Origin of the sequence: Umezawaea tangerina, assembly GCF_003002815.1 — a bacterium.
GTDB lineage: Bacteria > Actinomycetota > Actinomycetes > Mycobacteriales > Pseudonocardiaceae > Umezawaea > Umezawaea tangerina.
In genome coordinates this window covers 100,660-117,383 of sequence record NZ_PVTF01000012.1, presented here as the reverse complement: position 1 = coordinate 117,383, position 16,724 = coordinate 100,660, and the positions used below count along the sequence as shown (strand labels likewise).

General features: G+C 71.8%; 14 protein-coding genes and 1 riboswitch. Of the genes, 7 read left to right on the top strand and 7 right to left on the bottom strand.

What is annotated here, in order from left to right; all coding sequences use genetic code 11:
* Window positions 1-249: 249 nt before the first annotated feature.
* A complete protein-coding gene (locus CLV43_RS34550) occupies window positions 250-3,399 on the top strand; it encodes a S8 family serine peptidase (protein WP_170156145.1) in 3,150 nt (1,049 codons plus the stop codon).
* A gap of 78 nt (window positions 3,400-3,477) precedes the next feature.
* Here CLV43_RS34550 and thrC read toward each other — a convergent pair whose 3' ends face one another.
* Window positions 3,478-4,740 carry a threonine synthase gene (thrC, locus tag CLV43_RS34545; protein WP_106192690.1) on the bottom strand — a complete coding sequence of 421 codons (1,263 nt, stop codon included), beginning with the start codon at window positions 4,738-4,740 and terminating at the stop codon, window positions 3,478-3,480.
* An 11-nt stretch (window positions 4,741-4,751) separates the two neighbouring features.
* Window positions 4,752-4,880, bottom strand: a riboswitch (SAM riboswitch).
* A 97-nt stretch (window positions 4,881-4,977) separates the two neighbouring features.
* Between thrC and holA the strand changes: the two genes are divergently transcribed.
* Window positions 4,978-5,958: a DNA polymerase III subunit delta gene (holA, locus tag CLV43_RS34540; RefSeq protein ID WP_106192689.1), complete on the top strand. Its 981-nt coding sequence runs from the start codon at window positions 4,978-4,980 to the stop codon at window positions 5,956-5,958.
* Window positions 5,959-6,210: 252 nt separating this feature from the next.
* Here holA and rpsT read toward each other — a convergent pair whose 3' ends face one another.
* The 4 genes from rpsT to CLV43_RS34520 all read right to left on the bottom strand — a co-directional run bounded on the left by rpsT (window position 6,211) and on the right by CLV43_RS34520 (window position 8,613).
* The gene (gene rpsT, locus CLV43_RS34535) at window positions 6,211-6,471 is read right to left on the bottom strand and encodes a 30S ribosomal protein S20 (RefSeq protein WP_106192687.1); all 261 of its coding nucleotides are present in this window, start codon (window positions 6,469-6,471) and stop codon (window positions 6,211-6,213) included.
* A gap of 157 nt (window positions 6,472-6,628) precedes the next feature.
* Complete coding sequence (locus tag CLV43_RS34530) at window positions 6,629-7,399, bottom strand: VOC family protein (protein ID WP_106192685.1); 771 nt, start codon at window positions 7,397-7,399, stop codon at window positions 6,629-6,631.
* A gap of 79 nt (window positions 7,400-7,478) precedes the next feature.
* Window positions 7,479-7,682, bottom strand: coding sequence for a type II toxin-antitoxin system antitoxin (locus CLV43_RS34525; RefSeq protein WP_106192683.1), 204 nt, complete (start codon window positions 7,680-7,682; stop codon window positions 7,479-7,481).
* Window positions 7,683-7,689: 7 nt separating this feature from the next.
* Window positions 7,690-8,613: an SPFH domain-containing protein gene (locus CLV43_RS34520; RefSeq protein ID WP_106192682.1), complete on the bottom strand. Its 924-nt coding sequence runs from the start codon at window positions 8,611-8,613 to the stop codon at window positions 7,690-7,692.
* A gap of 106 nt (window positions 8,614-8,719) precedes the next feature.
* Here CLV43_RS34520 and CLV43_RS34515 point away from each other — a divergent pair, with 106 nt between their 5' ends.
* Entirely contained in the window at window positions 8,720-9,190 is a 471-nt protein-coding gene (locus CLV43_RS34515) for a GNAT family N-acetyltransferase (RefSeq protein WP_106192680.1), read from the top strand.
* Here the strand turns inward: CLV43_RS34515 and CLV43_RS34510 are convergent.
* Entirely contained in the window at window positions 9,187-11,742 is a 2,556-nt protein-coding gene (locus CLV43_RS34510; RefSeq protein ID WP_106192679.1) for a P-loop NTPase fold protein, read from the bottom strand. The two genes, CLV43_RS34515 and CLV43_RS34510, sit on opposite strands and share 4 nt — an antisense overlap.
* 128 nt (window positions 11,743-11,870) lie before the next feature.
* Between CLV43_RS34510 and CLV43_RS34505 the strand changes: the two genes are divergently transcribed.
* From CLV43_RS34505 to CLV43_RS34490, 4 genes are read left to right on the top strand one after another with little or no spacing between them, the layout of a single operon-like run.
* Window positions 11,871-13,538 (top strand): circularly permuted type 2 ATP-grasp protein, encoded by a 1,668-nt coding sequence (locus CLV43_RS34505; protein ID WP_106192677.1) that lies wholly within the window; start codon window positions 11,871-11,873, stop codon window positions 13,536-13,538.
* Window positions 13,538-14,488 carry an alpha-E domain-containing protein gene (locus tag CLV43_RS34500; RefSeq protein ID WP_106192675.1) on the top strand — a complete coding sequence of 317 codons (951 nt, stop codon included), beginning with the start codon at window positions 13,538-13,540 and terminating at the stop codon, window positions 14,486-14,488. The genes CLV43_RS34505 and CLV43_RS34500 overlap by 1 nt, the downstream gene beginning before the upstream one ends.
* Entirely contained in the window at window positions 14,485-15,327 is an 843-nt protein-coding gene (locus CLV43_RS34495) for a transglutaminase family protein (RefSeq protein ID WP_106192674.1), read from the top strand. Before CLV43_RS34500 ends, CLV43_RS34495 begins: the two co-directional genes overlap by 4 nt.
* 32 nt (window positions 15,328-15,359) lie before the next feature.
* Complete coding sequence (locus CLV43_RS34490; RefSeq protein ID WP_106192672.1) at window positions 15,360-16,121, top strand: DUF4142 domain-containing protein; 762 nt, start codon at window positions 15,360-15,362, stop codon at window positions 16,119-16,121.
* 84 nt (window positions 16,122-16,205) lie between these two features.
* On the opposite strand, the gene CLV43_RS34485 is transcribed toward CLV43_RS34490, so the two are convergent.
* The gene (locus tag CLV43_RS34485) at window positions 16,206-16,643 is read right to left on the bottom strand and encodes a type II toxin-antitoxin system PemK/MazF family toxin (protein ID WP_106192671.1); all 438 of its coding nucleotides are present in this window, start codon (window positions 16,641-16,643) and stop codon (window positions 16,206-16,208) included.
* Between the last annotated feature and the right edge of the window lie 81 nt (window positions 16,644-16,724).

Genomic DNA, 16,724 nt, shown 5'->3' with positions numbered 1-16,724 from the left:
GGGCAGGCGGTGGGCGGGTTGTCCGCAGGTGGGCAGTCGATGGGTGGGTTGTCCGCCGGTGGACAGTCGGTGGACGGGCTGTCCGCAGGCGAGCTGTCCGCAGGCGAGCAGTCGGTGGGTGGGCAAGCGGTGGGCGGGCGGGCAGCGGGCGGGCGGGCAGTTGGTGGGCTGTCTGCGGGTGGTCAGTCGGCGGGAGTGCGGACGGGAGGAGTGGGGGCGGCTGGGCAGGCTGACGAGGGTGCTGAGTCGGTGACGTTGGTGACGGGGGATCAGGTGTTCCCCGGTCGTCAGGGCTCGGTGGGGTACTTGAAGCCGGGGGTGGGGCGGGAAGGGGTGGTGTTCTCGACCTACGAGGTGGGTGGGCACAGTTTCGTGGTTCCCGCCGATGCGGAGCGGTTGTTGACCGACGGGGTGGTGGATCGGCGGTTGTTCGACGTCACCGAGCTGTTGGCGAGTGGGTACGGGGATGCGGAGCGGGCGACGTTGCCGTTGATCGTCACCTACCAGCCGGGGTGGCAGCGGATGGCAGGCGCGGCCGCGGTGGCGGGGATGTCGGTGACGGTGGACCTGCCGAGTGTGGGTGGTGTCGCGGTCGACGTGGAGAAGTCGGCGGGTTCGGGGTGGTGGAGCGGGTTGACCGGGGTCGGTTCGCTCGCCGGTACCGGGATCAAGAAGGTGTGGTTGGACGGGAGGCGGACCGCGTCGTTGGACCACAGCGTGCCGCAGATCGGGGCGCCCGCCGCGTGGGAGGCGGGGTTCACCGGTGCGGGTGTGACGGTCGCGGTGCTGGACACCGGGGTCGACCAGACCCATCCGGACCTGGCCGACCGGGAGGTCGCGGAGCGGAACTTCTCCGGTACCAAGGACTCCGTCGACCACTACGGGCACGGGACGCACGTGGCGTCGATCATCGCGGGTACCGGGGCGAAGTCCGGGGGCAAGTACAAGGGGGTCGCGTACGGCGCGCGGATCCTGGACGTGAAGGTGCTGAACGACTCCGGCAGCGGTCAGGACTCCGGGATCATCGCGGGGATGCAGTTCGCCGCCGAGCAGGGTGCCGACGTGGCGAACATGAGCCTCGGCGGTTACGACACCCCCGAGGTCGATCCGCTCGAGGAGGCGGTGAACACGTTGTCGGCGCGGTACGGCACGTTGTTCGTGATCGCGGCGGGCAACTCCGGGCCGGATGCGCGGACGGTCGGGTCGCCGGGCAGTGCCGACGCGGCGTTGACCGTGGGGGCAGTGGATCGCGACAACAGGATCGCGGACTTCTCGAGCAGGGGGCCGCGGGAGGGTGGTGGTGTCATCAAGCCGGACATCACCGCGCCGGGTGTGGACATCGTCGCCGCGCGGCACGCGGACGGGCGCATCGGTCCGCCGGTGGTGGACGGCTACACGTCGCTGTCGGGTACGTCGATGGCCACACCGCACGTGGCTGGCGCGGCCGCGCTGCTGGCGCAGCAGCACCCGGAGCTGAGCGGTGAGCAGCTGAAGGCGACCCTCACGGCGGCCGCGACGCCGACCGCGGGGCTGACGCCGTTCGACCAGGGTGCCGGGCGGGTCGACTCGGCGCGGGTGCTGACGCAGACCGTCACCAGCTCGCCCGGCAGCATCGGGTTCGGGGAGTTCCGGTGGCCCCACGTCGAACAGCCCGCGGTCACCAGGGAGGTGGGCTACACCAACAGCGGCGCGGCGCCGCTGACCCTGGACCTGCGGGTCGACGCGGCCACTCCGGACGGCACACCGGCACCGGCCGGGCTGTTCTCCGTGTCGCCCGCCCGACTGACCGTGCCCGCAGGCGGCACGGCGAGTGCGACGGTCACCGCGGACGTGCGCGTGGCGCCCGCGGGTGGCCGGTTCGGCGGGGCGCTGGTGGCCACGTCCGCAGGGGTGAGTGCGCGGACGGCGGTCGCGGTCGACCTGGAGCCGGAGAGCTACGACCTGGTCGTCGACGGGATCGGGCGGTCCGGGGAGAAGGCGTCGTACTACTCGGCGGCGCTGGTCGACGTGGACTCGGGCGCGTTCTTCTCGCTCGGCAAGGACGCGGACGGGTTGCTGCGGCAGCGGGTGCCCGTGGGTCGGTACCTGCTGTTCGGTTCGGTGCAGGGGTCCGGCGCGACGTACACCCACGACGTGTTCAACTACCCCAATCTGACGGTGTCCGGGCCGACGACCATCGACCTGGACGCGCGGCTGGCCAAGCCGGTCTCGGTGGCGCTGCCGGATCCCACGGCGAGGCTTTCGTTGCTGCAGACGGGTTTCCAGCGGGTGGTCGGGTCGAAGAAGTACACGATCGGTGGTCTGTCGTTCGGCGGCAGCACCGCCCACATCGGGATGGCGCACCTCGGTCCGGACGCGCCGCCCGACGAGGTGACGGGGCAGCTGAGCACGAGCTGGGTCGCGAAGGACGGAGCGGAGTTCTACGGGCTGGCCTGGTACCTCAAGGGCAGGACGCACACCGGGCTGACCGCGGTGATCGGGCAGGCGGACCTGGCGACGGTGAAGGTCGACGTCGGCAAGCTCCAGCCGGGGGAGTCCACGACGATCGGGAACACGTCCTCGCCGCACGGCCAGGGCGCCTGGGGCTGGGGTGCGGTCGAGTCGTTCGCCGCTCCGGGGGTGCGGACCGAGTACTACGGCGGTGACAACGCGGACTGGGCGCGGCGGCTCACCCTGCAGAGCCCCACGGGGTACCAGGGTGGTCTGGACGGTCCGCCGAAGTCGTACGTGCCGGGCAGGACCTACGCGGAGTCCTTCCACCACGCCGTGTTCGGGCCCGCGCTGCCGGACAACCGGGACCGGCCGTGGCTGTACCGCAACGGCGCGGACGTGGTGGCCGACCTGCCGCTGTTCGGCGACAGCGCGGGCAACGCGGGCCGGTCGACCGCGGTGGGCACGACGAAGCTGTACCGGGACGGGGTCCAGCTCGGCGCGACCGACGACGCCGGGTACGGCTGGTTCACCGACCCGGACGGTGCGGCCGAGTACCGGCTCACCACGGAGGCGACCCGGACCAACTCGCCGTTGAGCACCGGGGTGTCCGCGGCGTGGACGTTCCGGTCCGCGCGGACGGCGGACATCACCGCGCTGCCGATCTCGGTCATCCGGTTCACCCCGGAGCTCGACGCGAACGGGACGGCGGAGGCGGGCAAGCGGTTCACGGTGCCGGTCTCGGTGCATGGCCAGGCGGGCGCCGGTGGGGCGCGGCAGCGGATCACGTCGGCCGAGGTGTCCTACGACGGTGGCACGACGTGGCAGCGGGTGCCGGTGCCGGGTGGGTGCGTGCTGCGGTTGGCGCACCCGGCCGGAGCCACTTCGGTGTCGTTGCGCGCGAAGGCGGGTGACCGCGCGGGCAACTCGGTGGAGCAGACGATCCTCAACGCCTACCTGCTGCGGTGAGGAACGTGGGCGGGCACTCGGTCGAGTGCCCGCCCACCAGGGGGAAAGCCTGTGGTCGGGACGACCTGGAGGGGGTGGTCAGCGGTTGGCGAGCGCGTCCAGCACGGCCTGGGCCGACGGGGGCACGGTCGCGAGCGGGGCGAGGGTGTGGGCCACCGCGTCGAGGGTCTTCAGGCCGTCGCCGGTGATCAGCAGGACGGTCTCGGCGTCGGGGTCGAGCTTGCCCGACTCCACCAGCTTCTTCGCGGTGGCGACGGTGACGCCGCCCGCGGTCTCGGCGAAGATGCCCTCGGTCCTGGCGAGCAGGCGGATGCCCTCGACGACCTCCTCGTCGGTGACGTCCTCGATGGCCCCGCCGGTGCGGCGCACGGCGTCCAGCACGTACGGGCCGTCGGCGGGGGCGCCGATGGCGAGGGAGCGGGCGATCGTGTCCGGGCGGACGGGGCGGACCACGTCGTGGCCCTCCTTGAACGCCAGGGACACCGGCGAGCAGCCGGTGGCCTGGGCGCCGAAGACCCGGTACGGGGTCTGCTCGACCAGGCCGAGCTCGCCGAACTCGCGGAAGGCCTTGTCCACCTTGGTCAGCTGGGAGCCGGAGGCGATCGGCACGACGATCTGCTCGGGCAGCCGCCAGCCGAGCTGCTCGGCGACCTCGTAGCCCAGCGTCTTGGAGCCCTCGGCGTAGTACGGGCGGACGTTGACGTTCACGAACGCCCAGTCCTCGTGCTCCGCGGCCAGTTCCTGGGCGAGGCGGTTCACGTCGTCGTAGTTGCCGTCGACGGCGATCAGGGCACCGTCGTAGACGGCGGTCATGAGGATCTTGGCCTGCTCCAACGAGGAGGGCACCAGCACGACCGAGTCCCAGCCCGCGCGGGCCGCGGCGGCCGCGACGGCGTTGGCCAGGTTGCCGGTGGAGGGGCAGGCGAGCACCTTGAAGCCGAGCTCGCGGGCGGCGGCGAGCGCCACGCCGACCACGCGGTCCTTGAACGAGTGCGTGGGGTTGCCGGTGTCGTCCTTCACCCACACCTTGCGCAGGCCGAGGGCCTTGGCCAGCCGGTCGGCCTGGACCAGCCGGGTGCCGCCGGGCTCGGTGTTGGGGTGCGCCTGGACGTTCGACGGAACGGGGAGGAGGCCGCGGTAGCGCCAGATCGACCGGGGGCCGGACTCGATGTCCTCGCGGCGGACCCGGCCGAAGTCGTAGGCCACTTCCAGCGGCCCGAAACACTCGATGCACGCGTACTCGGCGGCGAGAGGGGTCTCGTGCCCGCATTCGCGACAGGACAGCGCGCGGGCGGGGCCGAGGTCGAAGGAGGTGCTCTTGGGCACACTGACAGCAGTCATCGCGAGGTAACTCCTCATCTGTCCCGCAGTGCGGGTCGGAATTGGCACCGTGACCGCCGGGCCCCGCACGCGTGCGAGTACCTGACGATCGGGTTGCCGGGGCTTCTTCGGGCCGATCCCTCTGCCCCTCTGGATGAGCGGTATTCAGTTGTGGCCACCAAGTTACGGCACCCTCCCGCCCCTCGACCACCGGTGTCCACACTTCGGGAGTCGGTGGGGCGTGGCAGGATCTGTCCCGTGAGTGCGACCGCTGTCACGCCGGATCCGTTGCAACTCGTGGTCGGCGACGAGGAGTTGCTGGTCGAACGAGCGGTGCGCGCGGCACTGGACGCGGCCCGCGCGGTCGACGCCTCGGCCGATCTGACCCGCGTCAGGGTGACCGACCTCACCCCGCCTGAGCTGGCCGAACTCGTCAGCCCGTCGCTGTTCGCCGAGGGCCGCGTGATCGCCCTGGAGGCCGCGCAGGACGCGGGCAAGGAGATCGCCGACACCGTCATCGCCTACGCCAAGGCCCCGGCCGACGGCATCACGCTCGTCGTCGTGCACTCCGGCGGCGGCCGCAGCAAGGCCGCCAAGGAGCTGCCCGCCGCCCTCCGCAAGGCGGGCGCCGTCGTCGTCGAGTGCCCCAAGATCACCAAGGCCACCGAGCGCGAGGCCTTCGTGCGCAACGAGGTCCGGACCGCGGGCGGCAAGATCGACCCGGAGGGCATCGCCGTCCTGATCGACTCGGTCGGCACGGACCTGCGCGAGCTCGCCGCGGCCGCCTCGCAGCTGGTGGCCGACAGCGGCGGGAAGATCGACGCCGACGAGGTGCGGCGCTACCACCGCGGTCGCGCCGAGGTGACGGGCTTCGCCGTCGCCGAGAAGGCCGTGGCGGGCGACCGGGCGGGTGCCCTGGAGGCACTGCGCTGGGCGATGCAGACCGGCGTGCCGCACGTGCTGGTGGCCGACGCCCTCGCCGACTCCGTGCGGACCATCGCCAGGGTGTCGGCGGCCGGTCGGGCCGACCCGTTCCAGCTGGCGGGCAAGCTGGGAATGCCGCCGTGGAAGGTCAAGAAAGCACAGGGGCAGTCCCGTGGCTGGGATTCCCCCGGATTGGCCGAGGCCATGTCGGTCGTCGCTTTGTTGAACGCCGACGTGAAAGGCGTGGCCGCCGACGCGGATTACGCACTGGAACGCGCGGTCCTGAGGATCGTCGCCATTCACGGCCGCCGTTAGGTTGATCACGGGACCGCGCCCGGTTGCCGTGGAACCACCTGGATGGCGGCGGGCCAGCCACCTGGCCATTCTCCAGTCGGATATCAGCCGCAGGGCAGCGTGGGCGTGGTGCTGAACTGGCGTGCCGGACGTTCAGCGGCTCGGTGAGCAGGAAGCCGCAACCGGGTGCTTCAAGACATTGCCCGAACAACGCCGAGAGGGCGCCACCCCGTCGGGGTGGCGCCCTCTCGTGGTCGCGGGGCGACCGACTGCTCAGATCTGGTTGGCGCGCTTCGCCAGGGCCGACTTCTTGTTGGCGGCCTGGTTGGCGTGGATGACGCCCTTGGTCGCGGCCTTGTCGAGCTTGCGGGACACGTCCTGCAGGAGCGCGGTGGCCTTTTCCTTGTCGCCGGCCTCGGCGGCCTCGCGGAACTTGCGCACCGCGGTCTTCAGGGAAGACTTGACGGACTTGTTCCGCAGTCGAGCCTTCTCGTTGGTCTTGATCCGCTTGAGCTGGGACTTGATGTTGGCCATGCTGACGCCCTCATTCTCTTGCTTCTGGGGTGCACCGCGGTGATGGTTCGGCCCTGCTGGCAGGCAGGTTTCCTCCAGTGCGGAATGCCACGCGGTACGACCGAAGAAGGGTAGCAGCAGGTCGTCGACCAGCAGGAATCGGGCTGGTCAGGACGGCTCAGGCCCTTGGCACACCGAGGACTCGGAACGGGGCGCCGAGCGGGTCGCCCACGGTGGCGAACCGGCCGAACGGCGAGTCCGCCGGGTCGCCGACCGCGATGCCGCCGAGCCGGACGACCCGGTCGACGGCCGCGTCGACGTCGGCCACGCCGAAGTAGGTCATCCAGTGCGGTGGGATGTCGGCGGGCACCTCGTCGGTCATCGCGTACGCGCCGCCGACCGCGCGGCCGTCCACCTCGAACCGGCTGTAGGGGAGTTCGGGCGTGCGCTCCGACTCCAGGTCGAACACGTCGCGGTAGAACGCGGACGCGGTGTCGAGGTCCCTGGTCGCCAGCTCGTTCCACACCACGGCACCGGGCTCGTTCACCAGGTACGCGCCGATGTGCGTCCCGGCCTCCCACATCCCGAACGACGCGCCCGTCGAGTCCGCCGCGATCGCGCCCCGGCCGAGACCCTCCACCTCGAACACCGGCACCAGCACGACACCGCCGTTCTCCTCGGTCAGGTCCACCGACTCGTCCACGTCGTCGGTGGCGAGGTAGGTCGTCCACACCACCGCGAACCGCGCGTCGCGCGGCATCTCGCGCAGGCCCGCGACGGGTTTCCCGCGCAGCAGCGCCATCGTGTAGCCGCCGTTCTCCGGCGTGCCGACCTCGTAGTCCCACCCGAACAGCCCGCGGTAGAAGTCCGTCGTCGCGGGGAGGTCGGTCGTCAGCTGGTCCACCCACGCGGGCGTGCCGTGCTCGTACGGCGTGTTCAGGTCGCTCATGGGGTGCCTTCCTCGATCACCCGGACAGTCTCCGGCGTGCCGAGCGGCCGCGCGACCCGTGGAGGTCGCGCGGCCGGGGTCACTCCTCGGGCTCCTTGCGCGGTCGGCCGCGCTTGGGCTGCTCGGCCGCGGAGGAGGGCAGTCGACCCGCCTCCTTGAGCGCGCGCCGCAGCAGGAACTCGATCTGCGCGTTGGCGCTCCGCAGTTCGTCGCCCGCCCACCTGGTCAGCGCGTCGTGCACCGCGGGGTCGAGTCTGAGCAGGACGCTCTTGCGCTCTACCACGTCGTCCTCAGGTGTACAGCGATCCCGTGTTGACCACGGGCTGGGTGGACCGGTCGCCGCACAGCACGACCAGCAGGTTGGACACCATAGCCGCCTTGCGCTCCTCGTCGAGCTGCACCACGTCGTGCTCGGCGAGCCTCGCGAGCGCCAGCTCGACCATGCCGACGGCGCCCTCGACGATCCGCGTCCTGGCCGCGACGACCGCGCTGGCCTGCTGCCGCTGGAGCATCGCGTGGGCGATCTCCGGGGCGTAGGCGAGGTGCGTGAGCCGAGACTCGATCACCCGCACGCCCGCCGCCTGCACCCGTGCCGCGATCTCGATCGACAGGGTCTCCGTGATGACGTCGGCGTTCTCCCGCAACGACAACCCGGCCTCGTCGTGGTTGTCGTAGGGGTAGCTGTTCGCGATGTGCCGCACGGCCGTCTCGGTCTGGATTCCCACGAACAGCACGAAGTCGTCCACTTCGAACAGTGCGCGCGCGGTGTCGTCGACCTGCCACACCACGACGGCGGCGATCTCGATCGGGTTGCCGTCGGCGTCGTTGACCTTCAGCGCGGAGGTCTCGTGGTTGCGGATCCTGGTCGACACCTTCCTGCGCGTGGTGAACGGGTTCGCCCACCGCAGCCCGTCCTGGCGGACCGTGCCGACGTAGCTGCCCAGGAACTGGAGCACCCTGGCCTCGCCGGGCGCCACGGTGAACAGGCCGCCCATCGCGAGCGAGGCCGCGATGACCACCAGGGCACCCAGGATGATCAGCGGGATGCCGGGGTCGTTCGGTTCGGGGACGATCGCGAGCGCGATCAGGCCTCCGCCCACAAGCTCCCCGACCACCCCGAGGAAGAACGCGGGGATGCCCGCGAGCCCGAGCGCCTCGCGCTCCCTGATCACCGGTGCCGGCATCCGTTCGGCGATCTCGGTCGTCGCGTTCATGACTCCACCCACTTCGTGTCCTCGGCCGCCCCCTGCGGCCCTATCAAAGTGATATCACTTTGATAGGGCGTGTGCAACCTTCCGCCCCCTGGGGCGTCCAACGGGCATGGGGAACATCGTCGTGCGCGCGGCACAGGCCGCGGACTCACCGGCCGTCGTCGACATCCACGTCCGCGCCAGGCGCAGCTACTACGACGGCCACGTCCCGGAGCCGGAGCTCGCCGAGTGGGAGGCGACCCTGCGCGCCACCGGCTACGCGGACCGCTTCGCGATGGCGGGCCGGACCTGGCTGTGCGCGGAGGCCGACGGGGTCGTGCGGGGTTTCGCCCTGGTCAAGGGTCTGGAACTGCTCCAGCTCCAGGTCCACCCCGACCACTGGGGGCACGGCGTCGGCGGGGCGCTGCACGCCGAGTGCGTGCGGGTGTGGCGCAGCGGGGACGTGCCCGTCGCGGGCCTCGACGTGTTCGAGCCCAACACCCGCGCGCGCACCTTCTACTCCCGGCACGGCTGGCGCGAGGTCGGCCGCGACGGCGAACCTCCGCACGTGCGCATGGCGCTCGACGTCGGGGAGTCCTAGAGCAGCCGCTTGGCCAGCGCCGCGACCGCCCGCGCGTCGCAGTCCCGCAGGAGCTCGCGCAGGTCGGCCGCCGCGCCCGCGTGCTTGAGACCCGCTCTCGCCACCGCGGTGCCCCAGGCGAGGTCGTCGTCCTGGGCCTCGGCGAACGCCGTCAGGTGCTTGCGCAGGACGTGCTGGTGGGCGGGCCACCTGGTGACCAGCTCGGCGATGGTGACCAGGTGGCAGGCCTGCCGCACGTCCGTCGTGCCGACCAGGACCCGCAGGTAGAACTGCCACACGTTGACGAGCCGCTTCTCCTCGCGGATCGACTGCTCCGGCTGGGCGGTCAGCCTGCGGTGCAGGTAGGCGCGGACGTCGGCATGGCGTTCGATCGCGACCACCGCCGCCTCCACGGCGGGGCGGGGGAGCGGACGGGCGGGTCCGGGTTCGGCGCTGATGGTCGCGGGAACCGCGGCGGTAGCGGTAGCAGGCCGGGCGTTCGCGGTCGGCGTGGTCGGACCGGGGTGGTGCACCGGACCCAGGTGCGAGTCCAGCACGCGGGTCACGTCGTCGGCGGTGGTGCGGGGCAGCCGGATCGGGAGCTGCACGAGCTTGCGCAGGAACGTCCAGCCGGGACTGGGGTCGTCGGGGTGCGCCACGACCTCGGCGTCGGCGAGCTCCCGGTAGGCGCGGTCGACGTGCGAGGCGACGACGACCGGGTCGAGTCCCAGGACGAACCTGGTGCGGGGCAAGGACTCCGAGAGGAACACGTTGATCGCCTCGAACACCTCGGCGGTGGTCTTCGGGGTGCACCGGTCCAGGTCGTCCACGAACACCACGAGCTGCAGACCGTGCTGCTCCAGGTCGTGCAGGAGCTCGGTCACGTCGTGCTGCGCCAGGTAGAGGTAGCCGGACCTGGCGTTGTAGTACGGGTCGGCCACCGGCTGGGCGCTCGCCGCGGCGGCGCTGACCGGGCCCGCGAACAGCTCACCGGGCAGGAAAGCCGATGCCCTGTCCCAGCAGTAGCGCTTGGCGGTGTGCAGGAGGCCGACCACCAGCGGCGCCGCGGGGACGGCGATGAGCCACGGCAGCGGGATCGGGAGCTTCGCCAGCTGCGCGACGACCGCCAGCCCCAGTCCGAGGACGCCGACGGCGAGGAACGGGGAGCGGATCCGCTTCCACAGCTCGCGCTGGGTGTGCCGCCGGTCGATCCGGGTGGTGTTGCGGGTGAACCAGTGGCGCTCGCGGCCGTCGACGTCCGGGAGGAGCGCGTCCTCGACCGCGTCGGTGACGCACTTGGCCAGCCCGGCCCACACCTGCTCGCTGGACTGGTGCCGCCACGGGTTGAAGGTGGCGACGACCGACGCGGTGAGCGGCACGTCGTCGGACGGGGCGCGGGTCGGTGGTCGGCGCAGCAGGCTGTCGGCCTGCCACACGCGCAGCCGCCTGCCGGGTCCGGCTCGGACGGTGGTGGTGAGCCGCGCCTTGACGAGCTCCAGCAGCGTGCTCTTGCCCGAGCCCCAAGGACCTTCGACGGTGAGGACGTTCGGGCCGACGTCGGAGTCCGTTGTGGACGCCGGTCGCAGCAGCTCGGCCGCGGTGGATACGAACGCGTCGCGGTCGAGCAGGTCCACGGTGGCCGTCCGGTCGCCGAACCCGCGGGTGAGCACCGGTCCGAGCCGGGTCGACCGCAGGTGGCCGAGGTCCCAGACCTCGATGGTCCCCTCGTCACCCGCCGACACGAGGCGCGTTCCGCCGTCCGACCCGGTGAAGTGGGCCAACGCCCGCGCGTGGCCGACCGGGACCAGGACCTCCACCTGCTCGCCGGTGTCGGGGTCCCACAGGCGGATGGTGCCGCCCCGGCTCGCCGAGGCGACCAGTCCGCCGTCGACGAGGGGGACCCACTCCAGCGCGGTCACCGCGGTCGTGTGGCCGTCCAGGCGCCGCAGCTTCCGACCGGAGCCGAGGTCCCGCACCACCAGCGCGTCGTCGGCGCCGCAGGTCACCAGGCGGTCGCCCGCCGCGGCCAGCAGGCGGATGCCCGCCGAGCCGTCCAGGTGCCGGGCGGTGTCCCCGGAGCGCACGGTCAGCCCGGCCGCGTGCGCGGCGACGAGCCCGGTGTCCGTGGCCGCCACCGCGGTGACCCCCGACTCGGGGGCCAGGACCAGGCCGGGAGCGCCGACCGAGCCGAGCCGCAGCTCCCCGGCGCCGGTGACGACCGCGAACCGCGAGGTCGTCGGCGATCCGAACAGGACCACGTCCAGGACCACGTCGTGCACGTCGATCCGGGAGTGCTCCTCGGAGGTGGCCGAGTTCCAGGTCCGCAGTGGCTGGTGGTCGCCCGCGGACATCAGGTACCGCCCGTTCGCGGCCACCCTGGTCACCGGGGCCGCGTGTCCGGACAGCGAACCGAGTTCAGCCCCGGTCTCGGCGTCCCGGAGCTCGACCCGGCCGTTCCCGCACGCCGCGGCGATCACGGTCGTCCCGGCCGGACCGGTGTAGGTGGCCAGATCGGACACGGGGGCGACCGCGTCCAGCCGCAGGACCGGTTCGGCGTCCGCTGCGGGCTCCACGTCACCAGTGTGGCCCTAGTGGTCACGCCGTGTGACGGGTTCGGTGGGACTCATGATGTTTCCGCCACGTTTCCGTCCGGGACTTCCCCGCCGCCAGGTAGTGCGCGAACGGCACTCCGCGGGTCAGTATGTCGTTCATGGAACGTCGAACGCGCACCTCAGCCCTGCGGCGCAGCCCGGCCGTGACGGCCCCGCGGCCGAGCAAGCTGTTCGACGGCTACCTGGATCCGGACCGCCCGCACGCGGACGCCTACGACGAGATGTTCACCCGCGACGAGGGGGTGCGGTCGGCCTACCGGGCGTTGCACGAGTCGATCGCGCCGTCCGAGGTGGCGGACCTGAACGCGCGGTCGGAGGCGCTCGGGCGGGCGTTCGTGGACCAGGGCATCACGTTCTCGCTGTCCGGCCAGGAGCGGCCGTTCCCGCTGGACCTGATCCCGCGCATCCTGACCGCCTCGGAGTGGGCGAAGCTGGAGCGCGGGATCGTGCAGCGGGTGCGGGCGATGGAGATGTTCCTCGCCGACATCTACGGGGACGCGCAGATCGTGCGGGACGGGGTGCTGCCGCGGCGGCTGATCACCTCGTGCGAGCACTTCCACCGGGAGGCGGCCGGGATCAACCCGCCGAACGGGGTGCGGATCCACGTGTCCGGGGTCGACCTCGTCCGGGACGTGGACGGGGTGTTCCGGGTGCTGGAGGACAACCTGCGCTGCCCGTCCGGGGTGTCCTACGTGATGGAGAACCGGCGCACGATGGCACGGGTGTTCCCGGACCTGTTCGCGCGGCACCGGGTGCGCGCGGTGGGCGACTACGCGGTGCACCTGCTGCGGGCGCTGCGCAACGCGGCGGCGCCGAACGCGGCCGACCCGAACGTCGTGGTGCTGACACCCGGCGTGGCGAACTCCGCCTACTTCGAGCACTCGCTGCTCGCCAGGCAGATGGGTGTGGAGCTGGTCGAGGGGCGCGACCTGTTCTGCCGCGACAACCTCGTCTACCTGCGCACGACCGAGGGCGAGCGGCAGGTGGACGTGATCTACCGCCGGATCGACGACGACTTCCTGGACCCGGTGCACCTGCGGGCCGACTCCGTCCTGGGCGTGGCGGGCCTGCTCAACGCCGCCCGCGCGGGCAACGTCGTCATCGCCAACGCGATGGGCAACGGGGTCGCGGACGACAAGCTCGTCTACACCTACATGCCCGAGATCGTGCAGTACTACCTCGGCGAGAAGCCGCTGCTGCCCAACGTCGACACGTTCCGCTGCTGGCTGCCCGACGAGCGCGCCTACGTGCTGGACCACCTGGAGGAGCTGGTGGTCAAGCCGGTCGAGGGCTCCGGCGGGTACGGCATCGTGTTCGGCCCGTACGCCACGACCAGGGAGCTGAACTCGCTGCGCAAGCGGATCAGGACGAACCCGCGCGGCTGGATCGCGCAGCCGGTGGTGCAGCTGTCGACCGTGCCGACGAAGATCGGCGACCGGCTGGTGCCCCGCCACGTGGACCTGCGGCCGTTCGCGGTCAACGACGGCAACTTCATCTTCGTCCTCCCCGGAGGACTGACGCGGGTGGCGCTGCCGGAGGGCAGCCTGGTGGTGAACTCCTCGCAGGGCGGCGGTTCCAAGGACACCTGGGTGCTCGCGCCGCGGTCGTCCACAGTGGAGCGCGAGCTCGCCGAACCCGGGCTCGCCGGTGCCGAGGGGCTCGCCGCCATCGCGGCCGAGCAGGGACCGGAGCTGTCGACGGCCCAGCAGCAGCAACAACAGCAGCAACAGCTTTCCCAGCGCACCGAGGAGGTCTGATGCTGGCTCGCAACGCGGAGTCGCTGTACTGGATCGGTCGCTACGTCGAACGCGCGGACGACACCGCCCGCATCCTCGACGTGTCGGTGCACCAGCTGCTGGAGGACGCGACGGTCGACCCGGACGCGACCAGCCGCCAGCTCCTCGCCGTCCTGGGCATCGCCCCGCCGGAGGGCGAGCGGGCGTTCGACGTGTGGTCGCTGACCGAGCTGGTGGCCTACTCCGGCGAGAACGCCGGGTCCATCGTGGCGTCGGTCAACAGCGCGCGCGAGAACACCAAGGGCGCCCGCGAGGTCGTGTCGAGCGAGATGTGGGAGTGCCTCAACACGATGTACAACGCGGTGCCGGAACGGCAGCGCTACGCCCGCACCGTCGGCCCGCACGCGTTCTTCTCGTTCGTCGAGGAGCGCGCGGCGATGTTCGCGGGACTGGCCGACTCGACGATGAGCCGCGACGACGGCTGGCGGTTCCTGGTGCTCGGCCGGTCGGTCGAGCGGGTCGACATGATCGTCCGGCTGCTGCTGTCCCGCGTCGGCGACAAGGCGTCCTCGCCCGGCTGGGTCACGGTGCTGCGCTCGGCGGGCGCGCACGACACGTACCTGCGCACCTACCGCGGCGCGCTGGACGCGGGCCGGGTCGTGCAGTTCCTGCTGCTGGACCGGCTGTTCCCGCGCTCGGTGTTCCACGCCCTGCGCCAGGCCGAGTCGTGCCTGGAGCACCTCGACCACCAGCCCAGCGTGCGGGTCGGCGCCCGCGCGGAGGCGCTGCGGCTGCTCGGCCAGGCCCGCAGCGACCTGGAGTTCCTCCGCCCGCACGACCTGCTGGAGGACCTGCCGCGCAGGCTGAAGGCGCTGCAGGCGACGGTGCGCGACGTCGGCGAGGCGGTCTCCCTGCAGTACTTCCACTCCGTGCCCTGGGTGGCCTGGACCAACGCGAAGGTGACCTCATGAGCTGGCGCGTGCGGGTGGTGCACACGACGGGCTACCGGTACGAGGCCCCGGTCACCCAGTCCTACAACGAGGCCCGGCTCACCCCGCGCGGCGACCGGCGGCAGAACGTCGTGGTCAGCAGGGTCGAGACCACGCCCGCGACCAGGGCGTACCGCTACACCGACTACTGGGGCACCGAGGTCACGTCGTTCGACCTGCACGCACCGCACCTGGAGCTGAAGGTCGTGGCGTCGTCGGTCGTGGAGACCGGTGAGGAGAACGAGCCGAACCGGTCCGGCAGCTGGCCCGACCTCAAGTCCGAGGCGCTGCTCGACCGGTACACCGAGTTCCTCGACTGGACGCCGTACGTGCCCAAGGACAAGGAGCTGGCCGCGGTGGCGCGCGAGCTGCGCAAGGGCGTGAGCCCGGCGGACGCGGTGCTCGCGGCCTGCCACTGGGTGCACCAGCAGCTCAAGTACCAGCCCGGCACGACCGGCGTGCACAGCTCGGCGACCGACGCGTGGCGGGCCCGCGAGGGCGTCTGCCAGGACTTCGCGCACCTCACGCTGGTGCTGCTGCGGGCCATGGGCATCCCGTCCCGGTACGTGTCCGGCTACCTGCACACCAAGCCCGACGGGGCGGTGCGGGAGACCGTGCGCGGCGAGAGCCACGCGTGGATCGAGGCGTGGACCGGCGGCTGGTGGGGGTACGACCCGACCAACGCCATCCCGGTCGGTCCCCGGCACATCTGGGTGGCGCTCGGCCGCGACTACGGCGACGTCGCACCGCTGAAGGGCACGTACTCCGGCGGGGCCGCCTCCGCGCTCGACGTGACGGTGGAAGTCACCCGATTGGCCTGAACCCCTATGGTCGCCCATCCGTAGTCCCGAACATGCGCCTCCTTCGGTCTGCTGCCGCGTCGCTGATCGTCGCCCTCGCAGCGCTCCTGCTGCCCCTAGCCGGGACGTCCGCCGCCCAACCCGTGTCGACGGAGGTGGAGCAGACGCAGTGGGGCCCGCTGGACGGGGCGGCTCGCGACATGCTCGTGAAGGTCCGCCTCGCGGGCCTGTGGGAGAAGCCCGCGGGCGAGATGGGGCTGGAGAAGTCGGGCAACCCGCTCGTCCAGGAGGCGGGCAGGCACCTGATCGAGGGCCACACCGACCTCGACGCGCGGGTGATCGAGCTCGGCAAGATGCTCAACGTCACCCTGCCCACGGCCCCGAACTCCGACCAGCAGGGCTGGCTGCGCGAGATGACCGCCGCCCCCGCGGGCAGCGACGAGTTCGACAAGATCTACGCCAACCGGCTGCGCGCCGCGCACGGCAAGGTCTACATGTTCCTGGCCACGGTCCGGGCCGGTACCCGCAACTCGCTGATCCGCGACTTCGCCGACGTCTGCATGAAGACCGTGCTGGACCACATCACCGTGCTGGAGTCGACCGGCAAGGTCGACTTCACCGACACCAAGAACATCCCGATCGCCACGCTCGCGGCGGCCGCGGGCGCGCCCACCCCGCAGGCGGCGAGCAGCTTCGCGGCACCGCCGATGAGCATGCCGCTGATCGTCACGATCGGCGGCGTCCTGATCGTGGTCACGCTCGTGGGCCTGCGGATGCTGCTCGGCGGTCGCACGAGGCAGCGCTTCCGGGGCTAGGCCTCCCCAAGCCGGCGGTTCGACGTCCCGCCGGTCGGATTCCCCCGCACCTCGCCCGGTGCGGGGGAATCCGACCGGTCGGGGTCAGTTCCAGCCGTGCCGCACCCGCAGGACGGCGCTGACCTGGTCGAACCGCTCGGACTCCAGCACCGAGCCCTCACGGCGGATGTCGTGCTCGTCCAGCTCGAACACCCGGTCCAACCGCAGGTAGGAGTGCCTGCCATCGCGGTCCCAGGCGCCGGAGCCGAGGTCGAGCCAGTCGTCGGCCTCGCGGTCGTCGGGCTCCTTGCTGGACAGCATCAGGCCCAGCAGCGAGCGGTGGTGCCTGCCCACGACCAGCAGCGGGCGGTCCTTGCCCCGCTCCGGGTCCTCCTCGAAGGGCACCCAGGCCCACACGATCTCGCCCGGATCGGCGAGCCCGTCCAGGTCGGGGGAGTACTCCAGGGTGGCGGCGACGGCGGCCGAGTGCACTTCGCGGACCGCGCCCTTGGCCGGGCGGGCGTCCTCTCCATTTGCGAACACGGCGCAGAGCTTATGGCCCTGGTCTCAGGTCGGCGGGTAATCGAGGTGCGCGCGCCGTGAGATGATGTGGTGTCCCCCGTC